The organism is Nostoc sp. ChiQUE02, from assembly GCF_034531305.2.
GTDB lineage: Bacteria > Cyanobacteriota > Cyanobacteriia > Cyanobacteriales > Nostocaceae > Nostoc.
In genome coordinates, this window is sequence record NZ_JAVRBN020000036.1 from 35,036 (window position 1) to 58,684 (window position 23,649).

17 protein-coding genes are annotated in these 23,649 nt (G+C 39.6%); 14 read left to right on the plus strand and 3 right to left on the minus strand.

Translation table 11 applies throughout. The features are described from left to right. Positions 1 to 126 precede the first annotated feature (126 nt). From RM347_RS27350 to RM347_RS27395, 10 genes are all read left to right on the plus strand, one after another. Positions 127 to 885, plus strand: coding sequence for a class I SAM-dependent methyltransferase (locus RM347_RS27350; protein WP_322716239.1), 759 nt, complete (start codon positions 127 to 129; stop codon positions 883 to 885). Positions 886 to 1,102: 217 nt separating this feature from the next. Further along, positions 1,103 to 5,215 (plus strand): non-ribosomal peptide synthetase, encoded by a 4,113-nt coding sequence (locus RM347_RS27355; protein WP_322716238.1) that lies wholly within the window; start codon positions 1,103 to 1,105, stop codon positions 5,213 to 5,215. Next, on the plus strand, positions 5,215 to 6,594 hold the full coding sequence (locus RM347_RS27360; RefSeq protein WP_322716237.1) for a cytochrome P450: 1,380 nt from the start codon (positions 5,215 to 5,217) through the stop codon (positions 6,592 to 6,594). The genes RM347_RS27355 and RM347_RS27360 overlap by 1 nt, the downstream gene beginning before the upstream one ends. Before the next feature lie 105 nt (positions 6,595 to 6,699). Continuing rightward, positions 6,700 to 8,052, plus strand: a complete 1,353-nt coding sequence (locus RM347_RS27365; RefSeq protein WP_322716236.1) for a cytochrome P450 — start codon at positions 6,700 to 6,702, stop codon at positions 8,050 to 8,052. A 111-nt stretch (positions 8,053 to 8,163) separates the two neighbouring features. Then, positions 8,164 to 9,051: an SDR family oxidoreductase gene (locus RM347_RS27370; protein ID WP_322716235.1), complete on the plus strand. Its 888-nt coding sequence runs from the start codon at positions 8,164 to 8,166 to the stop codon at positions 9,049 to 9,051. A gap of 52 nt (positions 9,052 to 9,103) precedes the next feature. Further along, positions 9,104 to 10,135 carry a sucrase ferredoxin gene (locus RM347_RS27375; RefSeq protein WP_322716234.1) on the plus strand — a complete coding sequence of 344 codons (1,032 nt, stop codon included), beginning with the start codon at positions 9,104 to 9,106 and terminating at the stop codon, positions 10,133 to 10,135. A 25-nt stretch (positions 10,136 to 10,160) separates the two neighbouring features. Then, positions 10,161 to 11,543, plus strand: a complete 1,383-nt coding sequence (locus RM347_RS27380; RefSeq protein WP_322716233.1) for an MATE family efflux transporter — start codon at positions 10,161 to 10,163, stop codon at positions 11,541 to 11,543. 91 nt (positions 11,544 to 11,634) lie between these two features. Further along, positions 11,635 to 11,859 carry an MbtH family protein gene (locus RM347_RS27385; RefSeq protein ID WP_322716232.1) on the plus strand — a complete coding sequence of 75 codons (225 nt, stop codon included), beginning with the start codon at positions 11,635 to 11,637 and terminating at the stop codon, positions 11,857 to 11,859. Between the two features lie 128 nt (positions 11,860 to 11,987). Then, the gene (locus tag RM347_RS27390) at positions 11,988 to 12,857 is read left to right on the plus strand and encodes an oxidoreductase (protein WP_322716231.1); all 870 of its coding nucleotides are present in this window, start codon (positions 11,988 to 11,990) and stop codon (positions 12,855 to 12,857) included. Between the two features lie 656 nt (positions 12,858 to 13,513). After that, positions 13,514 to 13,663 (plus strand): hypothetical protein, encoded by a 150-nt coding sequence (locus RM347_RS27395; protein WP_322716230.1) that lies wholly within the window; start codon positions 13,514 to 13,516, stop codon positions 13,661 to 13,663. Here the strand turns inward: RM347_RS27395 and xisF are convergent. The 3 genes from xisF to RM347_RS27410 all read right to left on the minus strand — a co-directional run bounded on the left by xisF (position 13,660) and on the right by RM347_RS27410 (position 18,363). Then, positions 13,660 to 15,210, minus strand: coding sequence for a fdxN element excision recombinase XisF (gene xisF / locus RM347_RS27400; protein WP_322716229.1), 1,551 nt, complete (start codon positions 15,208 to 15,210; stop codon positions 13,660 to 13,662). The genes RM347_RS27395 and xisF overlap by 4 nt on opposite strands. A gap of 528 nt (positions 15,211 to 15,738) precedes the next feature. Next, a complete protein-coding gene (locus RM347_RS27405; RefSeq protein ID WP_322716228.1) occupies positions 15,739 to 16,170 on the minus strand; it encodes an EamA family transporter in 432 nt (143 codons plus the stop codon). An 87-nt stretch (positions 16,171 to 16,257) separates the two neighbouring features. Beyond that, a complete protein-coding gene (locus RM347_RS27410; protein ID WP_322716227.1) occupies positions 16,258 to 18,363 on the minus strand; it encodes an acylase in 2,106 nt (701 codons plus the stop codon). 503 nt (positions 18,364 to 18,866) lie between these two features. On the opposite strand from RM347_RS27410, the gene RM347_RS27415 reads away from it, so the two are divergent. The 4 genes from RM347_RS27415 to RM347_RS27430 are packed head-to-tail and all read left to right on the plus strand — an operon-like array spanning position 18,867 to position 23,644. Next, the gene (locus RM347_RS27415; protein WP_322716226.1) at positions 18,867 to 19,898 is read left to right on the plus strand and encodes a FecCD family ABC transporter permease; all 1,032 of its coding nucleotides are present in this window, start codon (positions 18,867 to 18,869) and stop codon (positions 19,896 to 19,898) included. Further along, complete coding sequence (locus RM347_RS27420; protein ID WP_322716225.1) at positions 19,895 to 20,935, plus strand: FecCD family ABC transporter permease; 1,041 nt, start codon at positions 19,895 to 19,897, stop codon at positions 20,933 to 20,935. Before RM347_RS27415 ends, RM347_RS27420 begins: the two co-directional genes overlap by 4 nt. 18 nt (positions 20,936 to 20,953) lie before the next feature. Further along, positions 20,954 to 21,772, plus strand: coding sequence for an ABC transporter ATP-binding protein (locus RM347_RS27425; RefSeq protein WP_322716224.1), 819 nt, complete (start codon positions 20,954 to 20,956; stop codon positions 21,770 to 21,772). Between the two features lie 60 nt (positions 21,773 to 21,832). Continuing rightward, positions 21,833 to 23,644, plus strand: coding sequence for an ABC transporter ATP-binding protein (locus RM347_RS27430; protein WP_322716223.1), 1,812 nt, complete (start codon positions 21,833 to 21,835; stop codon positions 23,642 to 23,644). Positions 23,645 to 23,649: the final 5 nt, after the last annotated feature.

Genomic DNA, 23,649 nt, shown 5'->3' on the forward strand with positions numbered 1-23,649 from the left:
TATCCGGAATCAGTTGGCACAAATATATAAATGATATGCCTTGTATACAACTTTCAAGCATACTAAAGAAATAGTATCTAAATTATTTCATTGGAAACCTTCATTTTACAACAGGAAAAATAGTCTATGTCTCTGCTAAATAATCTTCCCAACTATGAACCGATTGCTCGTTTACAGAATGAGTTTAAGAATACACCTGAAGATTTGCTAGCAGGTATAATACCTGCTTTAGATCAAATATTTTTATCGCAACTTCCTGCGGGAGCGCATATTCTTGAACTCGGTTGCGGTTCTGGATATTTAGCACAACAGCTTAACATTAGAGGATATAAAGTTACTGGAATAGATGCTTCTGAAGGGCTGCTAAACTACGCTAGAAAAAACGCGCCTGAAAGCGAATTTATCCTTAGTGATATACGTAATTTTGAGTTACCATCCATCTTTGATGCAGCTTTGGGAAATGATGTTCTCCATTTTATCCAAAATAATCAAGAATTGAAAATGGTATTCAAAAACGTATATGCCGCACTTAAAGATGGTGGTATGTTTGTGTTCAATATACCAATAACAGATTGGCTACATGAAGCTGCTAAGAAAAACAATTTTAATATTGTCAGTGTTAACGATAAATGCTCATTGATAGAGTTATTCTATTACAAACCAGAAGAGAGGATGTGGGAAATCAAAGTCACAGGTTTTGAATTAGTAGAAAAACATTGGAAGCGTTCAGACACTGTTTGGTTAAGGAAAGACCATTTTCTAGAAGAAGTTGAGTCAGCTTTAAAAGATGCGGGCTTTACACAATTTAATTATTATAATACCAGAGACTTTGGAGAGAGCGAAGACATAGCTTGTTTTGTTTGCCAGAAAGCCTCTCTTCAGTAATAAAAAAATCCTAAATTCTTTGTGAACGCTCAAGATTTATTTTGTCTCTCCTTTCTGCGGCTTTGCGTGAAATTAAATGTTTTTTATCTCACACAGAGACGCAGAGAAAGAGTTTAAAATAAGAGTTTTTGTAAGAATCTCCTGTTACCTTACAAGTACGTTCATAAATTAATTAAGATTGCGATCGCAATTAATAACTTTTAGTTAAATATTAACAATGGATAAACCGCGCTCTAATTTATCACCTGCAAAAAAAGCTCTCTTGGAAAAATGGAAGGGAGGAAAATTTCAAGCTGATACTATTCCCAAGCGACAGCAATTCAATAATATTACCTTATCTTTTTCTCAACAAAGACTATGGTTTATTGACCAACTTTACCGCGGGAGTTCTTTTTACAATATTCCTATTGCTTTTCATATAAAAGGACAACTAAATATTACAGCACTTCAACAAAGTCTGAATGAAATTCTCAGACGTCACGAAATTTGGCGCACATATTTTACAGTTATTAATGGAGAGCCAGTACAGAAAATTTCACCACGGTCAAGTTGGGATTTACCTATTATTAATCTTGAGCATTTGTCTGGTAAAAATTGGGAAGCAGAAGTTAAACAACTTGTAGCCGAGTCAGCAACAAAACCCTTTAATTTAGCTAAAGAACTTTTAGTTAGAGCAAATTTACTACGCTTGAGTGAAGTAGAACACATTTTACTTGTTACCATGCACCACATCATCACGGATGGATGGTCTTGTGGTGTTTTCTTGCGGGAGTTGTCAACGCTGTATGCGGCTTTCTCTACAAATCAGCCTTCTCCTTTACCCGAACTCCCGATTCAGTATGCGGATTTTGCAATTTGGCAACGCGATCGCATCCAAGGTGAATTCCTCGCGACCAAATTAAATTACTGGAGGCAACAACTAAGCGGTGAGCTTCCTGTACTACAATTACCCACAGACCGTCCGCGACCTAGCGTCACAACTTTTGCTGGTGCCAAGCAATATTTTACATTTTCAACAGTCCTGACTAATGCACTCAAACAATTAAGTCAGCGAGAAGATGCAACTTTATTTATGAGTTTGCTGGCAGCATTTAACATACTATTATATCGCTACACAGACCAAAAAGATATTGTAATTGGTTCTCCAATTGCCAACCGGAACCGAGCCGAATTAGAAGGAATGTTGGGTTTGTTTGTTAATACTCTGGTATTGCGTAATAACCTCAGTGGTAATCCCACTTTCTGCGAACTTCTACATCAAGTCCGTGAGGTGACTCTCAATGCTTATGCACATCAAGATTTGCCTTTTGAAATGCTTGTAGAAGAATTACAACCTGAACGAGACTTAAGCCGAAATCCACTTTATGAAGTCATGTTTGTCCTGCAAAATACTCCAATGTCTGTGCAGGAAGTATCTGGATTAACCTTACGTGCTTTAGATTTTGATAGCGGTACATCTCAACTTGATATTTTCCTGTCGATGTTTGAATCCCCAGAGGGATTAACAGGATGTTTGGAGTACAATACAGATATTTTTGATTCAACAACAATTACCCAATTTATTAACAACTACCAGACTTTATTACAAAATATTGTTGCTAATCCAGAGCAACGCATCTGTCAATTACCGCTACTAACTGCTTCTGAGCAAGAACAATTATTATTTAAATTTAATCAAACTCATGCAGACTATCAAGATACACCTCTGCATCAATTATTTGAGCAGCAAGTTGAACTAACACCTGACTCTTTGGCATTAATTAGTGAGTCAGAAAAAGTTACCTATCGTCAACTTAACCAAAAAGTTAATCAGCTTGCACATTATTTACAAAAACAGGGTGTAACAAAAGAAACACTAGTTGCTTTATGTCTTGAACGCACTGTAGACATGGTGGTGGGAATTTTAGCTATCCTCAAAGCTGGAGGTGCATACATTCCCCTTGATCCAAGTTATCCAGTTGAGCGTCTGAATTTTATGCTCTCTGATTCTCAAGCATCAGTATTAATTAGCCACCAGGAAATATTAGAAAAACTATCATTATTTTCAGCTAAAACTGTTTGCTTGGATATCCACAAAGATCAAATTGCTCAAGAAAGTCCAGAAAATCTCATTAATATCTCAAAAGCTGACAATCTCGCCTATATTATTTACACTTCTGGCTCAACTGGAACTCCTAAAGGCGTTCTTGGCACTCATCGCGGTACAGTCAATGGCTTACACTGGCTATGGAAAACTTATCCTTTCACCCCAGGAGAAGTTTGTTGTCAGAAAACAGCTATTAGCTTTGTAGATTCTGTATGGGAAATTTTTGCTCCTTTACTTAAAGGAATTCCTACTCTAATTATTAGCAATGCAACTGTACTAGACCCACAGTTATTTATAGAAGCTCTGGCGCATTACAAAGTTACCCGTATTATACTTGTGCCGTCACTACTACGTTTACTTTTAGATAATTACAGTCATTTGACCAATAAATTATCACAAGTAAAACTTTGGATAACTAGCGGAGAAGCACTGTCTGTTAAATTAGCTAAAAATTTCCGAGAATTAGTACCATTTGCAAAACTAATCAACCTTTACGGCTCATCAGAAGTTTCCGCCAATGCCACTTACTACGACACCAGTTTGTTATCAGACCAAGCAAACAGCGTACCTATCGGTCGTCCTATTGATAATACTCAAGTTTATGTGTTAAATCACGATTTACAACCAATACCTATAGGAGTTATTGGCGAACTTTATATCGGTGGTGACGGATTAGCAAAAGGTTATTTACATCGTCTTGAATTAAGCCAGGAAAGATTTATCGATAATCCCTTTGTTACCCAAACAAAGCTTTACAAAACAGGCGATTTAGTACGTTATCTTAATGATAGTAATATTGAGTATTTGGGCCGCCATGATGAACAAGTAAAAATCAGAGGTTTTCGAGTCGAATTGGGTGAAATTGCTACAGCTATTACACAACATCCAGATGTGCAAGAATCGGTTGTAATTGCCGACAATGATACTCAGCAAAATCAAACTTTGATTGCCTATGTTGTTACAGATAAACACGACATTGCTGCACAAATTTCGCCTTATTTGCAACAGAAATTACCTAATTATATGCTACCATCTGCCTTTGTGGTGTTAGATGCACTCCCACTTACACCTAATGGTAAAGTAGACAAGCGTTCTCTTCGCACAGATGAGGTTATTCGGACAAATACTACTAAATCCTTCATTGCTCCTCGAAATTTTGCAGAATTATCATTAGTAAAATTGTGGGAAAATCTCCTAAATACTAACCATATTGGGGTAACAGATAACTTCTTTGATTTGGGGGGTCACTCATTTTTGGCTGTACGCTTAATGGCTCAAATTCAAGATAAATTCGGGCATAATCTTACCCTATCTACTCTTTTTGAAAATCCCACAATTGAGAAACTCGCTCCCATTGTCAGTCAGCGATCGCACAAAAGTTCTAATTCTCCTCTTGTAGTCATTAACTCTTCTGGTTCCAAGACACCTTTCTTTTGTATGCATGGTGCTGGTGGAGGTATTAATAACTACTTTAACTTATCGAGAAGACTTGGTGAAGATTATCCATTTTATGCCTTGGAACATACCCCTGGCGAAGAAGAACCTGAAATTACCTTACTAGAAGAGACAGCAAATAAGTACCTCCAAGAAATTCGTAAAGTACAACCCAATGGACCTTATCTGTTAGGTGGTCATTGTTACGGCGGTGTACTTGCTTTTGAAATGGCCCAGCAATTACAAAGACAGGGTGAAAAGGTAGATTTGCTAGTTGTTATCGATGCCATCCTCTCAGAAACACGCATTGAATCTACAAAAGATGATGATGCAAAATTTTTACTCCGCATGGCTGAATCAATAAAAACTGATAATAATATAGACTTTTCAATTCCTTTTGAGGAACTGAGAGTTTTACCACTAAATGAGCAACTTGATTTGATTAACGAAAAAGCAAATTTCATCTTTAGCGATACAGAAATTAAAGATTTTATTGGCTATTACAAACTGTTCAAATCTGATGTCCAAGCCATGCGAAATTATGTTCCGCTACTTTATCCTCAGCCCATAACTCTATTTCGAGCGAAGGAGGAAATTATTCATGACTTTGACAATCCAGAATGGAATACTGATGACCCCTTATTAGGTTGGGGTAAATATTCTAGTCAAGCTATTCAAGTAATTGAAGTTTCTGGCGATCATTTCTCTATTTTCGTTGAGCCTCATATTCAAGAATTAGCTAAACATCTGAGAAATTGTATCGATCATGCTGTGTGCAATGTAACAAATAATGGGAGTAAAAAAGACTGATGAAACTACCCCCAGGACCGAAAACACCCTTATGGTTGCTAGGTCTGCAATTCGAGGTTAATCCCTTTGGCTATTTGGATGCTATTTCCAAACGTTATGGTGATATCGTTACTGTAATGTCTGGTTCTACACCAATTGTTTATATCAGCAATCCTTTAGGGATAAAAGAGATTTTCACAAATACCAAGGAAATTACAGCTAGCGGTGCATTGAATCGAGATTTCGCCTTCATAACTGGAAAGAAAGGAGTCCTGCAACTTGATGGTTTAATTCATAAAAATCGGCGCAAGCTCCTAATGCAAGCTTTTCATGGAGCGCGGATGCAAGCCTGTGGGCGAGGTATCTGCGAACTCACAGAAAAGATGATGAGTAAGCAGGTAGTTGGAAAACCTTTCGTTGCATACCCGGTCATTGAAGATATTACCTTTCAAGTGGGTATAGAGCGGGTAATCGGTTTACATGAAGGAGAGCGCTATGACAAAATTAAGCATTTATTTGCATCTTTGCTTAAACTCGATAGACAATCTCTTATAGTTAAGATTTTTAGCAATATTTTCCAAGAAAAAGATTTAGGTCGATGGAGTCCACAGGGATACCTCCTTCACCTACGGCGAGAACTTTTTCAATTGCTATCTACTGAGGTTAAAGAACGTCGCCAGCAAGCAGATATTTCACGCACTGATATACTTTGCGATCTGATATTTGCTTGTGATGAAACAGGCGAAAGATTAAACGATGAAGAGGTGCGTGACCTTTTATTATCGCCTATATTTGCAGCTGGTGATGCTTCCGGAACTGCTATTAGTTGGTCTTTGTACTGGATTCACCGTTTAAAGGCTGTTCGGGAGCAACTACTAGAAGAACTTGATAGTCTTGGTCAAAACCCAGACCCCATGAGCATTGTTGCACTCCCCTACCTAAGTGCTGTTTGTAATGAAGTTTTGCGAATTTACCCAACCCAATTGTTTACATTTCCCAGGTTGGTAGAATCTCCAATTGAGTTAATGGGCTACAAACTGCATTCCGGTACGATACTTCTTGGCAATATTTATTCAACCCATCAGCGTGATGATTTATATCCAAAGCCAAAAGAATTTCAGCCAGAGCGCTTTTTAGAAAAACAATTTTCTCCTTATGAATTTATGCCATTTGGTGGCGGTTCTCGTGTGTGTATTGGTGGGACTTTTGCCCTATTTGAAATGAAACTTGTATTGGCAACTATTCTTTCACGCTATCAATTAGAGTTGGTCAGTCAGCGTCCAGAACGTCCTAAATTTGCAGGATTGATTTGTTCCCCTGCAAGTGGCGTGAAAATGATTATGCGTGGTCGGCGTCAAGATCAAGGAAAGTCTCAGCCATTAGCTGTTGGTTTGGTTTAGCTAGTGAATTTGATTTTTAATTCATAATATATATTTCTGAAACTTGTGATTTATAAATTTTTTTTCCGGTTAAATATCTATAAATTATAGGAGTAAATAAGATTTATGACACTACCACCAGTATTGAAAACACCCTTGTTGCTGCTAGGTCAGCAGCTAGCAGCTAATCCGCTTGGCTGTTTAGATAATATTTACAAACGCTATGGCGATATTATCACCATAATGTCTGGTTCTACACCAATAGTTTACGTCTGCAATCCCTTAGGCATAAAGCAGTATTTAACTAATACCAAAGAAATCACAATCTTTGGTCATCCCTCAGGAGATCCCACGATTACAGTCGGACATATTGGAGAAAAAGGAATCCTTCATACAAATGGTTTAGTTCACAAACATCGTCGTCCTCTCTTAATGAAGGCTTACCACGGAGAGCGGATGAAGGCTAGTGGGAAACGTATTTGTGAAGTCACGGAAAAAATTATTAGTCAACAGGCGAGCGGAAAAACTTTTATTGCCCATGAAATGTTATCACAAATTACCTTGCAAGTAGCTATAGAGGTTGTGATTGGATTGCGAGAAGGACAGCGCTATGAAAAAATCAAGCATCTATATAGGTCTTGCATTAAACATGAAAAATCTCCCCTGTTTGACCTAACAACAAAACTTCCTTTTACACAACTGGATTTAGGCGGGCTAAGTCCGTGGGGTTACCATAAGTACCTCCTGAAAGAAATTTTCCAATTTTTATATAATGAAGTCCAAGAACGACGCAAGCAAGCAGATTTTTCACGCACTGACATGCTGTCTGATTTAATATTTGCTTGTGATGAAACAGGTAAACCATTAAGCGATGAAGAGGTGCGCGATCTACTGTTTTTTCCTATATTAGGAAGTAAGGATGGTGCAACACATTCGCTTACATGGTTATTATACTGGGTTCATCATTTAAGAGACGTTCGTGAGCGACTGCTTGAGGAACTCGATAGCCTTGGTGAAAACCCAGATCCAATGAGTATTGTTGCATTGCCCTATCTTAATGCTGTTTGTAATGAAGTTTTGCGAATTTACCCAAGTCCGATGTTCACAGTGGCGAGGATAGTAGAGTCTCCAGTAGAGATTATGGGCTATGAGTTAATTCCGGGTACACAACTATTTACCAATATTTACTCAACACATCAACGTGAAGATGTATACCCAGAGCCGAAACAATTTAAGCCAGAGCGCTTTCTAGAAAAAAAATTCTCTGCTTATGAATTTATACCATTTGGTGGCGGTGCTCGTAGTTGTATTGCAGGGTCTTTTTCTATATTTCAAATGAAGCTTGTATTAGCAACAATTCTTTCAAGCTATAAATTAGCGCTGGTTAACAAGCAGCCAGAACCACAAGGGTATTACGATGGGCAATGTTATGCAAAGAGTGGTGTAAAGATGGTTATGCATGGACAGCGTAAACATTGAAGATAGTCAAAGCCACTTGTTTATAGCTTGTTTTAGCCCTTAGATTTAGTTTTTCATTCAGTTGATATACGTCATATTTCTAAATTTACCCTTTTCAGGGCATAAAAATACATGAATCAGAGTAATAAAGGCACAGTCGTCATCACAGGAACATCCACAGGTTTAGGTCGAGTAACCGCGCTTTTACTGGCCAAGCAAGGGTATCGCGTTTTTGCCGGAGTTCGCACAGAGAGAGATGCACAGTCGCTAAAGCAGGTTGTATCTGGTAATTTAACTCCCATTATTATGGACATCACCAAAGCGGAAGAAATTAAATCTGCTTTGGAATTTGTCTCACTGGCGGTTGGCGATGAAGGATTGTTCGCATTAATTAATAATGCAGTCGTAGCAGTAGATGGTCCATTAGAATGTATTCCAATAGATGACATCAGATGGAATTTTGAAGTAAATGTTATCGGTCAAATTGCAGTTACACAAGCATTTTTACCAATGATCCGACAAGCCAAAGGTCGAATTATCTATATCAGTGGAATTTGTGGCAGATTAGCTCTACCTTATAGAAGTCTTTTATCTGCTTCAAAATTTGCGATCGAGGCAATTACAGATTCTTTACGAATGGAATTATTTTCTAGTGGAATTGAGGTTATTTCCATCTTGCCAGGGGGAATAGTAACCCCAGAACAGGCTGACAAAGTAGAAGTTAGTTATCAGGAAACATTAGCTAATATGTCGCCCGAAACTAAAGCTATATATGGCAAGAATTACAAAATATATATGCAAGGGGCAGTAGAAGACAATCGCAGTACAGGTTTACCACCTGAAAAAGTGACACATGCGATTTTGGAGGCTCTGGAAGCTCAAAAACCTAAAAGACAATATTTTGTCACACAATCATCATGGCAACTTCGGCTATATGCCTTGTATAAAAGATTGGTGCCGCATCAATATTTTTATGACAAATTGTATAAGGATATGCAAAAAGGAATGGGATTTGATTAGTAATTTATCGCTATTTCATTCATTTTGAAGAACAACTACAGAGATAGTAAATATGCAAACTCAACATACTCACCAACTTCTCACAAGTGACTGTCGTTTTTGTTCCTTGGTTTCTAAAGCCAATGGAGAAGATCCAATTGGGACAGCAGGTACTTATGAGCATTGGTTGATTATGGAAGTTCCGCAACCTTGGCCGCAAGAAATATTTCAAGAAAATCCAACGATTAAATCATTGATGGGTTTATTTGAAGAGTTAATTTTTAAGCATGGGGTCAAGTTGAAACCGATGCTAATTGCTCCTGACCGGGAGTATTCTCATCCTGGCTTTATCCGCGTGTTTTACTACTACCGCCCTGCAAAGCTTTTTTCTCAGTTTGAGAAACAAGAATTTGTTGTTCCAGAAAGCGAAGCCGCTGCTTTGCTGACAGCAATCTTCAAGCAGTTAATGCAACAACCCAACGATTTATCGGAATTTCAGCAATATCAACAACAAACGAGTCACATTCGCGAACTCATGGTTTGCACCCATGCTCAAGTTGACCTTGCTTGTGGCAGATTTGGGACTCCCATCTATCGACGATTACGTAAAGAATATGCTCCTGCTTCTAATGGAAAGTTAAGAGTCTGGCAAACAACTCATTTTGGTGGTCATCAATTTGCTCCTACCTTAGTTGATTTACCCCAGGGATGTTTGTGGGGACATCTAGAGCCAGATGTATTGGATTTATTGGTGCTGCGAAATGGTTCAGTTTCTGGTTTGCGTCAATACTACCGAGGATGGACTGGTTTAAGCGAATTTGAGCAAAGTGCTGAACGCGAAATTTGGATGCAGTCTGGTTGGAGTTGGCTAGATTACTTGAAAGCAGGCAAAGTGCTGGCGATGGAAGAGGTTGCTGAAGGACAGGATGCTAACTGGGCAGAAGTTCGTATTGATTTTGCAGTTCCAGATGGTAGTAAATCAGGTGCCTATGAAGCCAGAGTAGAAATTTGTGGTGAGGTCATAAGTGCATTTAACTCAGCAGAAGAGATGGAGTTAGAAGCAGTGAGGCAGTATCGCGTTAGCCGTTTGGTTAGGGTTGAGTAAACAGAAATGATCCAAAAACTAAAAAATGACTTCACAAAAACAATCTCAAATTACAAATGAAATCCTTCAAGGTAATCTTGTTAAGCTGATGTTTAAGTTATCAATTCCTAGTACTTTGGGGATATTGATGCTTAGTTTAAACACTTTTATTGATGCTTTATTTGCAGGACGATTCATTGGTGAAGCTGCTTTAGCTGGTATTTCACTTGCACTGCCATTTACAAGTATAATAAATGGATTTGCTCTGTTAGTTGGGGTAGGTTCTGCTTCTGTTCTTAGTCGAGCTATTGGTTCTGGAGATATCAAAACTCAGTCTAAAATATTTGGCAACTTAATTGTGATGAGTGTTGCAATCTCATTGTTCATCACAATTATTGGTTACAGCTTTGGTAAAGAATTAATTTTATTAATAGGGGGAAGCGGTGAAGTTGCTTCAGAAGGTACAAAATATTTTAGGACTTATATACTAGGTTCAGTATTTTTGATACTAGGGGAAGCTTGTAGCCGGGTCATAAAATCAGAGGGTAAAATTAGGTTAGCTACAATATTTGACTGGCTTTTTGTGATTGTTAATATTTTCTTAAATTATATATTTATTAGTGCATTCCACTGGGGAACTCAAGGTATTGCTCTCGCGACAGTTATTGCGATGGTTGTTTATAGCATTGTCAACTTAGGTTATTTCATTTCTGGTAAAAGTTCTATCCCAGTTAATCTTAAAAAAATAGCGATCGCTATAGATTTACTACGTGCAATATTATCCGTTGGCATATCAGAATTATTTTATCCAGTAACAATATTGATTCAAGATTTTGTAATTTTTAATTTAATCTCTTACTACGGAACAAATAGTGATATTGCTTTCTTTGGAGCAGCAGGAAAACTGACTTCAATTGTATTTATTCCTATTATTGGTTTTGCACAAGCATTACAACCTATAATTGGAATTAATTACGGCGCAAAAAATTATGGAAGGATCAAAAAAGCGTACTTGACTTTTGCAATTCTTGGAACTATTTTATTAATATTAATTTGGTTGCCTTTACAATTATATTCAAGGGCATTTTTAGGTTTAATTTTGCCAGAAGTTAATTTTACACAAGATGATCTGCTAAATTTTAGAATTCTCAGTATATTAATGCCGATATGGCCTTTAGCATTTTTTAGCAATACTCTTTTTCTCTCTATAGGCAAAGGTAAAACTGTCTTAACAGTAATTTTGTTAAAAAGTATAATCTTAACTGTGCCAATGATATTATTCTTTTCAAGAATCTCAGGTGTAAGAGGCATATATTATGGAATGTTTTTTGCAGATATTTTCTTTATGCTAATCGTATTAGTATTAACAATTTTGGAATTTAAATATTTAAGTTTACTCAAGCTTGAAGGGGCAAATAAACAGATATAGAACTAGGAAAATAATGAAGTTTTCCCGTAGCAGTTAACTAAGTTAGTACCAGATTGCAAGTCATATTTAATTAAATATCAAGAGGTCAATTATGTATCAAGACGACAAAGAAGACACAACAATTTACAAAGTTGTAGTTAATCACGAAGAACAGTATTCCATTTGGCCATCTGAGCGCGAAAACCCTGTTGGTTGGAAGGATGCTGGAAAAAATGGTTTGAAGCAAGAATGTCTGGATTACATCAAAGAAGTCTGGACTGATATGAGGCCGCTTAGTCTGCGGAAGAAGATGCAGGAAACATCTGGCAACATTTAGGCAGATGTGCGTTTAAATTGCGTATCTGAGTGGGCTTTGTATGCCCACTCCACAAGAGATAAGCATTTTTCTGCTGCAATTTCAATTTCCTTTAGCTTAGTAACGCTTGTTAAAAATGGAGAATTTCTATGGTAACATCATCAGTTTCTCAGACACGAGTATGGTTTATCACTGGTACCTCAAGTGGCTTAGGTCGAGCATTAGCAGAAACAGTGCTTGAACGGGGTGAGACTGTGGTGCTAACGGCACGGAATCCACAGCAGATAGAAGATTTAGCAGCAAGCTTTCCCGATCGGACATTAGCGCTGCAACTTGATGTCACGAAACCCGAAGAGGTACGGGAAGCAGTGAAACAGGCAATTGCCAACTTTGGACGCATTGATGTACTTGTTAATAATGCTGGATGTAAGGTTGGAGGGGTAGTTGAAGAAATTAGTGATGAGGAAGTTCGCTACCAATTCGAAACCAACTTTTTTGGTGTTGTAGAAACGCTTCGAGCGGTACTACCTCATATGCGAAAGCAACGCAGTGGTCATATTTTGAATATTTCATCAACAGCTTGCTTTATGGCAGAACCAACTGGTGGATTTTACGGCAGTAGTAAACTGGCACTAGAAGGAATTTCCGGTTCATTAGCTTTTGAAGTTGCACCGTTTGGTATAAAAGTCACAGCAGTTGAACCTGGCAGTTTTAAAACAGATTTTATTAAACGTTCTTTTGTTGCCAATGACAGCCAAATAGATGACTATAAGGAATTGGTTAATAAAAGTCGTCAAGACATGTTAGACGATCATGGGAAACAACCAGGTGATCCCAAAAAAGCTGCTTTAGCAATGATTCAAGTGGTTGATAGTGATAACCCACCACAGAGATTAGCCTTGGGAGCAGATGCAGTAGAGATTATTGATTATGCACTGGAGTTTATGAAAGGAGACCTGGATGCTTGGAGGGAAGTATCTGTAAATACTGCGTTTGATGAGGTTCTAGTAACCAAATAGTGCGATTTTTTGCGGTTTGCTATAACAGCACGAGTCTGGAGTAAAACAGCCTCCATATCAGGTTTTGAGTCTTAGATTATGTAATTCACTCAGCTAAAACTGCTGTACAATTACCAAATTGCGATTAACTCTCCAGAAATTACTTGATTTGTAAAAATTGAAATTTATAGATACCCGGCTTATTTGAAAAATCGGGTATCTTGTTTCTCACGAATGATTAAGTAGGGTTACACATACTTCCATTGTCAAAACTTTAATCATGCGATCGCTTACCATACCTTTTTGCCCACGGATACCAAAATGTTTATTTAGCCTACGTCAGTAAATACAATAATTACTACCTTTAGTTACACTTTCAAATGAAACAGTGTAGCAAGAGATTTTCGTTGCATCAGTACTATCGGAAGTTGCACGTTTTTGTCACTGTTAAATACGCTTAGAGTATCCCCTTTAGGTAAATTATAGACTACGGGAAAATCTAAATTAATTGTTGCGATCGCACCACAGAGCAGTAAGCAAAATTTACAAAGAGAATTAGTCACAGCGTTTTATTAAATGAAGCAAGTAGGCAACCTTTACTCAATACAAAAAGCTCGTAGCTAACAGAATTTTTTAGTTTACTAGCTATTTTTAAAGTAATGATGGAGCCGCTTCAAATGAAACGACGTGAAACACTAGCCGAATTGGTCGCACGAACAGTAGTTGAATTTGAACAACGCGAGCTAGAACTACAAAAAGCTCAGGTGCATCAGGTGCAGCCACAGAAGAAAGCCACAACCAAGCGTAAATCAAAAAAGGCTGCTTAGTGCAGGTACAGCAACTCCACCGCAGTCACCAGGTTGGCATCTACCACTATCTTTTTAATACAGCCTTTAAGTAGAGCTTGTTTGTCCTGCGGCTCCAGTCCTTGCCAGTATCTCTGATTTGAAAATGCGACAACAATCCGCTCTTTAGCTATAAGGTATTGTTTGGATGCGTTGCTTGTCGTCGCCACAGCCGTTGCTATCTGCATTCTCATATCCTCTTTAGCTTTTTCAATTGCTGGATTTGATGGCAATGCTTCCAGAGTATTTAAAGATGCCCGAAGTGTCTTTATTTCTGGTGATTCCTCTGAAGAATCAACTTCTTGTTCTACCAGTCCAGCTAATCGTTCAGCCTCCCGAACTAGATGGTTAATCACTTGTTTTTCTAATTCATCGGAAGAAATCATCCGCCCATTATGACAAGCACCAGTCCGATAAAAACTGCATTGGTAGTGATGACGAACAAAACCTTTGCGTTTAACCAATTTTTTGCACTGGCGACTATAAGCAGCCCCACAATGAGCGCATTTAACTAAGTTGGCGAATGGGTTAGTGTGTTTTTGCTCGGTAGCCCATCGGTTATTCCGGTTGCTGCGAATCATTGCCTTGATGCGTTCGTGTTCCTCGCGGGTGATAATCGCTTCATCCTCGTGGGTTCCCCATGTCACTTCCCATTCATCAAAGGGTTTGCGATGTCCTTTGGAATGAACTACTGTGTTATACAGTGTCCCGCCTGCATAGATAGGATTTACGAGAATAGAGCGTAACCCAGAAACTGACCACTTCAACCCTGTGTGTGGATAACGAAGATTCAATGCACCTCCACGAGATTTGTTGATATTCTCTAGCACGATTTCCTCTTCTTCTTCTAGAAGGTTAATCCTAGTATTAGTAGCTTTTGTAACAGCGTTTGCTTGAATACCTAAAGTATCATGTAGTACTCTTGCTGTTTGGGATACTGTACCCACTGCTAAAAATGTATCAAATACTAGCCGCATCAATTGCGATCGCGTTAATTCTTCTTTACCATCAATCAAACAAACACACAGACGATCGTCGCGTTTGTACTTGTCGCTCTCAACTATATACCCCAATGGTGCATTCCAGTGAGGTTTTTTATTGGCTTTGCGGGTGTCGCGCTCTTTCTTAATTCGCATCCCCAGCATTTTCACCTCATACTTAGATGCTGCCAATCTCACATCAATGGTTAACTCACCGCCAATACTTGATAAGTCGAAGGGTTCATCTAGCGCGTGTGGCTGTATACCTTTCTTTTTTAACGCATCCATCAAACGATAAAAGGTCATTGATGAAGATGTTAAACGGTCGATCCGAATAAATAGCAGTTTCGACACTTTGCCTGGTACAGATGCGTTGATATCTTCAATTAACTGCAAAAGCCCTTTACGCTGATCGCTGGTACGACTTTCCACATCGTAATATATGTGTGTTGCCCCAGCACTACGCAACCGCCGCATTTGTTTTATCAACGCGCCTTCATCTTCAGCCTGCTCATCAGTCGAAACCCGTGCGTAACCTAAAACGTCCATACACCACACCATAGAAGCGTTAAATTAATATTACCTGATAGTAAACGCATTGGTTCTCTAATGTGTTTGCTATCAAGCTTATTAAATGCAGCAGTTTTCTTTTGCATGAAGTACAAAGCTAGGGGTTTGGAGGCAGGAGGCAGGAGACAGGAAGTAGAAATTCTTTATGTCTGATTTTGAGTCCTGTATTTTGTACTTCATTTACTTGAAAACTGTTTTATGGTCAAATTTAGTTACAAAGAAAGGCAGAGGGCAGAGGGCAGAGGGCAGAAGGGAAGAAGTATTAATAAAAACTTTAGTTGTGGGTTATTGCCCACTAGTATAAAAAGATTTGTGTCGAGTAGAGTGCAACGAGACACAAGGGAGCCAGTGCTCCACTTGGGCTTCGCCCAAGTGGAGCATCTGGCGTCGTCCTTACTTCAATCCCACGTTTTTAAACGTGGGTTCCCTTCTGCCTTCTGCCTTCTGAAAGGCTTTTCAGCCATCCAATCAACCTATGTCATACAATTTCCAGTCTTAGTTAAAAGTTTAAAGAATTAAAACTAAAGTCCCCATAGTTACTAAACTGCTTCCTAATATTATTTTCCAGTTTAAGGGTTCTCCCAGAAAAATAACCGAAAACAATAAAACTAATACTAAGCTTGATTTATCAATTGGTGCGACAAGGGAAGCTTTTCCTGCTTGTAAAGCTTGGAAGTAAAAAATCCATGATAATCCTGTAGATACTCCAGATAATAATAAGAAAATCATCGTTTTTTGGGGAATAGTTAAGATACTAACTGCATTTCCTTGAAAAAATACAATTCCCCAAGCAACTACTAAGATAACAACAGTTCGGATTGCTGTTGCTAAATTAGAGTTCACATTTTCTACCCCAATTTTGGCAAAGATCGTTGTCAATGCTGCAAAGCCAGCCGAAAGTAATGCATATATCCACCATGCTATGGTGTTGCTTTCCATCTTGCCTCCTGGTTCATTAATTATTGGCTACAAACTGCGATCGCGCAAAAAAAGTACAGTTTTTGAGCGATCGCAAGCGCTAGAAGCTCAGAATATTTTACGTTCTTCTAGATGGGCAAGAATATCTGAGCGATCGCGCCACACAGTCCGCAACTTTTTATTGGCAAACATCTGTAACTGATCGCTAATGTGGGGCGATCCGGGTTGAGTTGCGTTACCGTAGCTGGTGAGTGCCATTGCTCGTACAGGGTTAGAAAATTCAATTGCAGCCACATAGGAATCACCTGCAACGGCTTGGAACTGCCCGTTTGCTCCAAGAGCAAAATTCAGTACCCGAAAAATTCCCAGGCTACCATCCCCACCATTGGCAGATAAATCCACATCACCCAACCGTAGCCGAAAAACCTGACCCCAAGGTACATCAAGCGCCCCATAAGTCTTTTCTACCTCTGCTGCGACTGCTTGCAGAGTTGCAACTGCACTTTCAGGATTAGCTAAACCGTCGGGTGTGGTGCGTGGAGAATTTTCATTCCAGGGTTTACTAAACGTCTTATCTAAGTCCATCTGTTGTAGCCAAAAGGCAAATAATACAGCCCCGCGACTATCTGCATTGGCTTGCCGATCCCAGGCTTCTAAGATATTAGCTGCTTTTTGCCCTAAGTCCTGACCGTACTTGCGTGCAGCCGGAATTAAATCATCCAAAATCCGATCGGCCAGTTCCATGCGGGTAGAGTGCTTGTATGCAACCATTTCATCAAAAGAGATTTTGTCATCCTCAGCCAACATCCTTACAGAACGTTGGGAGCGGAAATCCATAAAACGAGGTGCGATGTAAGGCGGGTAATTATCTGCTTTAATGGCAGATGGAAATGTAGTTGTCCAAGGTGGATCATTTGTATTTTGCAACCAGCCGCTTTTCGGGTCAACTATGCGCGGTAAATCTTGGTAAGGATGAATTTTCGTCCACAAGGTTTTAGATGTATTTCCTGGGATTATGCCTTGCCAATATTTAAAATCACCAAAGGAGCGCACTGGAACTTGACCGTTGAATAGGTGCATAATATGCCCTTCTCGATCTGCATACATCACCGTAAACATTGGCAATTGCAAGCGCTGAAGTGTCTTTTCAAACTGGGCAAGGTTTTTTGCTCGTGCCATATCCCACCACTGCTGGAGTACACCTGGTCGGTCAAGACCTGCAACTCTCAGCGCCACGGCTTTACCATTTTTTTCGGCTACCACAGGCCCGTGGATAGAACTTTTCACTACTAATGGTTGCTCTTGCAAAGAGCCATCTTTCTGCTTCACCTTTAAGGAGAGGGTTTTTGTCTGAAAGTTACGAACTTTGTCATCAAACTGGTACCCATTAGCTGCGAGTGTGAGTTCATAAACATCCCAACCATCGTATGTGTTAACAGTGTGAGTCCAACCTAAATTGTTGTTGAATGCGATCGCTAATACGGGAATGCCTACAAGTGATGCTCCATAAGCATCAATTCCTGGTGCGGTGATTTGGGCTTCATACCACAAAAATAAATCTGACCAAGGTAGATGTGGATTGGCTAACAGCATGGCATTCCCATCGGCGGAATGAGTTGGTGCGATCGCCCAACCATTAGATCCTGCTTGCAACTTTTCTTTGCTCAGGTCGAATACTGACTCCGGATTGACCACAAAGGTGAAATTGAGTACCCGATGTAAGTGAGCCATGACATCTTCTGCCTTGACTGGTAGCACGACCTCAACTCGATCGTCAATCAAGTTAGGATTTTGTTTTGCATAAGCATTGATCCCAGTAGCAAAAGCATCGAGATAACTACGAAAAGTTGGACTCTGTGCTTTATACCAAGAACAAGCGCGTTCTGGTACTCCCGTAGTCTGTACCCAACGGTCTGACTCCAGGTATTCCTCTCCCCAATATTCGGCCGCGCGTCCCCGTGCTTGTCCATAGAGACGCAAAAGCAAATCTCCATGACTTTGCATTTGTGCCCAACCAAAGGCATAAAATGCACTCTGGTTATCTTTGCCGTAAATATGCGGCACACCATAGGTATCCCATAATATCTCTGTGGATTTTGTTGGTACAGCCATAGTGCGGCTTCCGACAAACAAAACCAGTATCAAGCTGAGTATTAAGGGTAAAACACGTATTGATTTTCTTTTGTAAACCCTGAGTAAACTATCAATCCTCATGAACACCACCATTTACAGATGTAACGCCTGGGGAATGGGGAATGGGGATTAGGAAGAGACAAAAGAGTGACTTTTTAAATAATTCCCCCTTGTCCTTTATGTCCTCCTAGTCCTTAGTGGCACGCCAAGGAAACTTGGCGGGGTAAAGGGTAAAGGTTTTTAATCCCTTTTCCTTTCCCCTTTAACATTTTCCCAGCCTTCACCCGGCATTTTTGGGTTGGCAGACCACTAGTCCCCAGTCCCCTCTTGGCACGCAAGTGACTTTGACAAAGCAGATTTAAGTTGATCTAACAATACCACTCTGTTGAGAAAATATATCAAAACTGTAATAGTATCCTTTATTCCGTTTAAAAATGGAGAAAAGGCAACACGATCATGTAATCTATATATTTATCAAGAAAGATTATCAACTCCAATGATTAAAAAGCTGTTAAATATTGAGAGTGCCCATTGAAAAAACAACTAACTAGCAGAGCGTAATATTTTCAAGTGACGGCAGGATCATGATAAAAGCGACTACACTCTCACCTACAAGATTAAAAAAGCCACAAATATCAGCCTTATTTGGTCTGATTTTGGGACTGTGTATGCTGCTAATTTGCTTGGTGTACAGTGTGACGCTAGGTGCAGCAGAAATACCTCTAGGTAAGATTTTGACATCTTTTATAGCCTTTGATGGTTCTTATGATCACTTAGTTATTCAGACCGTGAGATTACCGCGATCGCTAATTGCTATCCTTGTAGGTTCAGCCCTTGCTGTATCGGGAGCATTGATGCAGGGTTTGACGCGAAACCCCCTAGCAGATCCAGGTATTTTGGGTATTGAATCGGGAGCCGCCCTCTTCGTCGTTGTTGCAATTTTTGTTTTTGGCAGCTCATCCCTAAGTATTTACGCCTTTGTGGCCTTTCTGGGTGCGGGAGTAACAGCGGTGTTAGTTTACATCCTTGGTTCCCTGGGACGGGGAGGAGCCACTCCATTGAATTTGACGGTAGCAGGAGCAGCCTTAACTGCTTTGATTTCTTCCCTCACCACCGGTATCCTCATTGTCAGTCAACAAACACTCGAACAAGTCAGATTTTGGTTAGTTGGTTCATTATCAGGTCGAGATTTTAATTTATTTTTACAACTACTGCCTTTCCTCGGTATGGGATTAGTATTAGCTTTTGCCCTTGGCAGACAAATTACCACTATGAGTTTAGGTGAAGATGTCGCCAGAGGCTTGGGTCAACAGACAGCTTGGATCAAAATATTTACCGCTATCAGCGTAGTCTTACTAGCAGGAAGTTCCGTCGCCCTTGCAGGGCCAATCGGCTTCATTGGTTTAGTCGTTCCCCATGTAGTGAGATTTTATATTAAAGCCGATTATCGTTGGATATTACCTTATTGTGCAGTTTTGGGTGCTATTTTACTTTTGGTCGCAGATATTGCCGCCCGTGTATTGCTCAAACCACAGGAGTTACCTGTAGGTGTAATGACAGCAATAGTTGGCGCTCCTTTTTTTGTATACCTAGCTAAGTCAAAGGTGAAAAAATGAGTTTTGATTGGCTAGTGATTCGTTCCCAGGCGATATCTTTCCGCATAGACCGACGTGTACCAGTCATACTGTTATGTTTGGTAGTAGCGATCGCAGTAGCGATGGTGATGAATGTCGGGCGGGGAGAATATCCAATCTCGCCTTTAGATATTGTGAAAACTATATTGGGTTTAGATACAGGAAACCCAGATCATCAATTCGTGATTCAAAATCTGCGTTTACCTCGCACCCTTGTCGCTTTTATGGTGGGAATGGCGCTGGCAATTTCTGGCACTATCTTTCAAGGACTGACACGCAATCCATTGGCTGATCCCGGTATTATCGGTATCAATGCTGGGGCAAGTCTGGCGGCAGTTACGGTAATTGTGCTATTTCCTTCAGCACCGATTTATAGCCTGCCTCTATCAGCCTTTGCTGGTGCTTTGCTAATGGCGATTTTAATTTACTCGCTGGCTTGGAATAACGGTAGTTCCCCGATTCTATTAATTTTAATGGGTATTGGCTTGTCTGCGATCGCCAGTGCCATAACCAGCTTGATGATTACCTTTGGAGAAATTTATGACGTTAGTAATGCTTTGGTTTGGTTAGCTGGGAGCGTATACGGCCGAACTTGGGAGCAAGTCTTTACCTTGTTACCCTGGTTAATTGTTTTTGTCCCAATGGCTTTGACACTAGCAAGGCATTTGAATGCTCTTAACTTAGGAGATGATGTTGCCAAAAGTTTAGGTAGTCGAGTGGAGTGGCAACGTGGTTTACTCGTGCTGGTGGGTGTAGCCTTAGCAGGTGCAGGAGTCGCCACCGCCGGAAATATTGGTTTTATTGGTTTAATCGCACCCCATTTAGGACGACAGTTGGTAGGTGCAACTCATGAAGGCTTGATTCCTACTTCTGCACTCTTGGGGGGAGTGATTGTTGTGATGGCAGACTTGCTAGGAAGAACGCTGTTTGCACCTATCGAAGTTCCATGTGGGGTGGTAACTGCTGCTATTGGCGCTCCTTATTTTCTTTATTTATTAATTCGTAACCGCAAAAAATAAAGCTGGGAAATATCATCTATGAAAGGACTGTCAACCAAAAGTTTATCTTTAGCTTACGATGGGGCGCTAATTATCCGTGACCTGAACTTGGTAATCCCCACCGGACAAATTAGTGGTTTAGTTGGTGCTAATGGTTGTGGTAAATCAACGTTGTTACGAGGTTTGGCAAGATTGCTTAAACCCCGTGGCGGTACGGTCTATCTTGATGGAACATCTATTTTTAATCTTTCAACCAAAGAAGTAGCACAGCAGTTAGGTATTTTGCCCCAAGGGCCAATAGCACCGGAAGGGTTAACAGTGCAAGATTTGGTAGCACAAGGACGTTATCCTTATCAAAATTGGTCACAGCAGTGGTCGGCAAAAGATGAAAAAATCGTGCAGCAGGCACTAGAAATTACAGATTTGTTGAAATTGGCAGATAGAGCATTAGATACTTTGTCTGGTGGACAACGACAAAGAGCTTGGATTGCAATGGCGTTGGCACAAGATACAGATATTTTACTTTTAGATGAACCGACTACTTTTTTGGATTTGGCGCACCAGATAGAGATTTTGGATTTGTTGTATGAGTTGAACCAAAATCAGGGACGGACAATTGTGATGGTGCTGCATGATTTAAATCAGGCGTGTCGTTATGCTGATTACTTAGTTGCAGTCAAAGAAGGTAGAATTTTTGCTGCTGGGGAACCAAAGCTAGTGATGACTCAAGAAATGGTTCAAGAGGTTTTTGGGTTGGAGTGTCGGATTATTCCTGACCCAGTGATGGAGACACCGATGTGTGTACCGATAGGACGCAAGGGAAAAGTAAATAACAAACAAATGTACTTAAATTCCTAATTCGATTTCTACTAAATATATCGCTCTTATCAATCATCTAACTAGAAACAATAAACAGTCGTGACAATCACATCCAAATCTCCTCGAATATCGAATAAGCATAGAAATTCAGCCCATCCTTTACAACGCTTGCTCAACTATGGCAGCCACTATCACCAACAAATTTGGCAAGCAACATCATGTTCTATCATTAATACAATTTTAGATTTAGCACCACCGTGGTTAATTGGTATTGCAGTAGATATTCTCGTAGAGCAGCAAAACTCTGTACTTGCCAAGTTGGGTGTAAAAGATATATTTTGGCAATTTTTACTACTTTCATTCATTACTATCATTGTCTGGATACTAGAATCAACTTCTGAGTATGCATATAATAGAATTTGGCGTAATTTAGCCCAAAATATTCAGCATAATTTACGCTTAGATGCCTACAATCATGTACAAGAATTAGATTCAGCTTACTTTGAAGAAAGTAGCACTGGCGGTTTGATGTCAATTTTGAATGATGATATCAACCAGTTAGAAGATTTTTTAAATTTTGGAGCCAATGAAATTATCAATATTATCACCTCACTCATCATTTTAACTGGTGGTGCATTTTTCATTTTACCCCCATACATCACCTTGGCAGCAATGTTACCAATGCCATTTATTGTTTGGGGTTCCTTTACTTATCAAAAACGTCTAGAAACTCGTTACGCTGAGGTGCGAGAAAGGATAAGCTTTCTGAACTCACGACTAGCAAATAATATTAGCGGTATTACCACGATTAAAAGTTTCACTGCTGAAGATTATGAAAGCGCTAGATTGGCAGGAGACAGCGAAGCATATAGAAAAAGTAACACCAAAGCAATTAAACTTTCTGCTGCATTTGTACCCTTAATCAGAATGCTAGTTTTAGCAGGGTTCACAGCTTTATTATTTTGGGGAGGTATGGCGGCTTATGCTGGTCAAATATCTATTGGTAATTACAGTGTTTTACTTGTTTTAGTACAGAGATTATTGTGGCCTTTAGTAACATTAGGAGAAATATTTGACAAATATCAAAGGTCAATGGCTTCTAGCAATCGGGTTATGAATTTATTAGATGCTCCCATCAGCATTACTGCGGGAGACAGATTTTTACCTATTGATCAAGTCCGTGGTGAAATTGACTTCAAACAAGTGACTTTTGCTTATCACGATAGGGAACCAGTAATTAAAAAACTATCCTTACATATCCCCGCAGGTAAAACTATCGCTATTGTTGGTTCTACAGGTTCTGGTAAAAGCACTTTAGTTAAATTATTATTGCGATTGTATGAGATTTCTTCTGGCACAATTACTATTGATGATATTAATATCCAAAAATTAAATTTACGTGATTTGCGTCGCAGTATCGGCTTGGTCAGCCAAGACGTATTCTTATTTCATGGTACGGTTGCTGAAAATATTGCTTATGGTACTTTTGATGCTACCGACGAACAAATAATTGAAGCTGCAAAAATTGCCGAAGCTGATGATTTTATTATGCGGCTACCCCAAGGTTATGAGACAATAGTCGGAGAACGGGGTCAAAAATTATCTGGTGGACAACGCCAAAGAATTGCGATCGCTAGGGCTGTTTTAAAAAACCCGCCTATATTAGTTTTGGATGAAGCCACCTCAGCAGTAGATAATGAAACTGAAGCTGCTATTCAGCGTTCTTTAGAACGGATTACTGTTAATCGAACCACAATTGCTATAGCCCATCGTCTTTCCACTATCCGCAATGCTGATTGTATTTATGTGATGGAATACGGAGAATTAGTTGAGTCGGGAACACATGAAAAATTGTTGGAGAAAAATGGGATTTATGCTGGTTTATGGAACGTGCAATCGGGGGTGAAATAAAAACT

What these genes read in the sequence shown, in the direction of transcription:
- RM347_RS27360 (WP_322716237.1), top strand. Translation starts at nt 5,215, where the DNA reads ATGAAACTACCCCCAGGACCGAAAACACCCTTATGGTTGCTAGGTCTG.
- RM347_RS27410 (WP_322716227.1), bottom strand. Translation starts at nt 18,363, where the DNA reads ATGAGGATTGATAGTTTACTCAGGGTTTACAAAAGAAAATCAATACGT.
- RM347_RS27385 (WP_322716232.1), top strand. Translation starts at nt 11,635, where the DNA reads ATGTATCAAGACGACAAAGAAGACACAACAATTTACAAAGTTGTAGTT.
- RM347_RS27380 (WP_322716233.1), top strand. Translation starts at nt 10,161, where the DNA reads ATGACTTCACAAAAACAATCTCAAATTACAAATGAAATCCTTCAAGGT.
- RM347_RS27365 (WP_322716236.1), top strand. Translation starts at nt 6,700, where the DNA reads ATGACACTACCACCAGTATTGAAAACACCCTTGTTGCTGCTAGGTCAG.
- RM347_RS27425 (WP_322716224.1), top strand. Translation starts at nt 20,954, where the DNA reads ATGAAAGGACTGTCAACCAAAAGTTTATCTTTAGCTTACGATGGGGCG.
- RM347_RS27370 (WP_322716235.1), top strand. Translation starts at nt 8,164, where the DNA reads ATGAATCAGAGTAATAAAGGCACAGTCGTCATCACAGGAACATCCACA.
- RM347_RS27350 (WP_322716239.1), top strand. Translation starts at nt 127, where the DNA reads ATGTCTCTGCTAAATAATCTTCCCAACTATGAACCGATTGCTCGTTTA.
- xisF (WP_322716229.1), bottom strand. Translation starts at nt 15,210, where the DNA reads ATGGACGTTTTAGGTTACGCACGGGTTTCGACTGATGAGCAGGCTGAA.
- RM347_RS27355 (WP_322716238.1), top strand. Translation starts at nt 1,103, where the DNA reads ATGGATAAACCGCGCTCTAATTTATCACCTGCAAAAAAAGCTCTCTTG.
- RM347_RS27375 (WP_322716234.1), top strand. Translation starts at nt 9,104, where the DNA reads ATGCAAACTCAACATACTCACCAACTTCTCACAAGTGACTGTCGTTTT.
- RM347_RS27395 (WP_322716230.1), top strand. Translation starts at nt 13,514, where the DNA reads ATGAAACGACGTGAAACACTAGCCGAATTGGTCGCACGAACAGTAGTT.
- RM347_RS27405 (WP_322716228.1), bottom strand. Translation starts at nt 16,170, where the DNA reads ATGGAAAGCAACACCATAGCATGGTGGATATATGCATTACTTTCGGCT.
- RM347_RS27420 (WP_322716225.1), top strand. Translation starts at nt 19,895, where the DNA reads ATGAGTTTTGATTGGCTAGTGATTCGTTCCCAGGCGATATCTTTCCGC.
- RM347_RS27390 (WP_322716231.1), top strand. Translation starts at nt 11,988, where the DNA reads ATGGTAACATCATCAGTTTCTCAGACACGAGTATGGTTTATCACTGGT.
- RM347_RS27415 (WP_322716226.1), top strand. Translation starts at nt 18,867, where the DNA reads ATGATAAAAGCGACTACACTCTCACCTACAAGATTAAAAAAGCCACAA.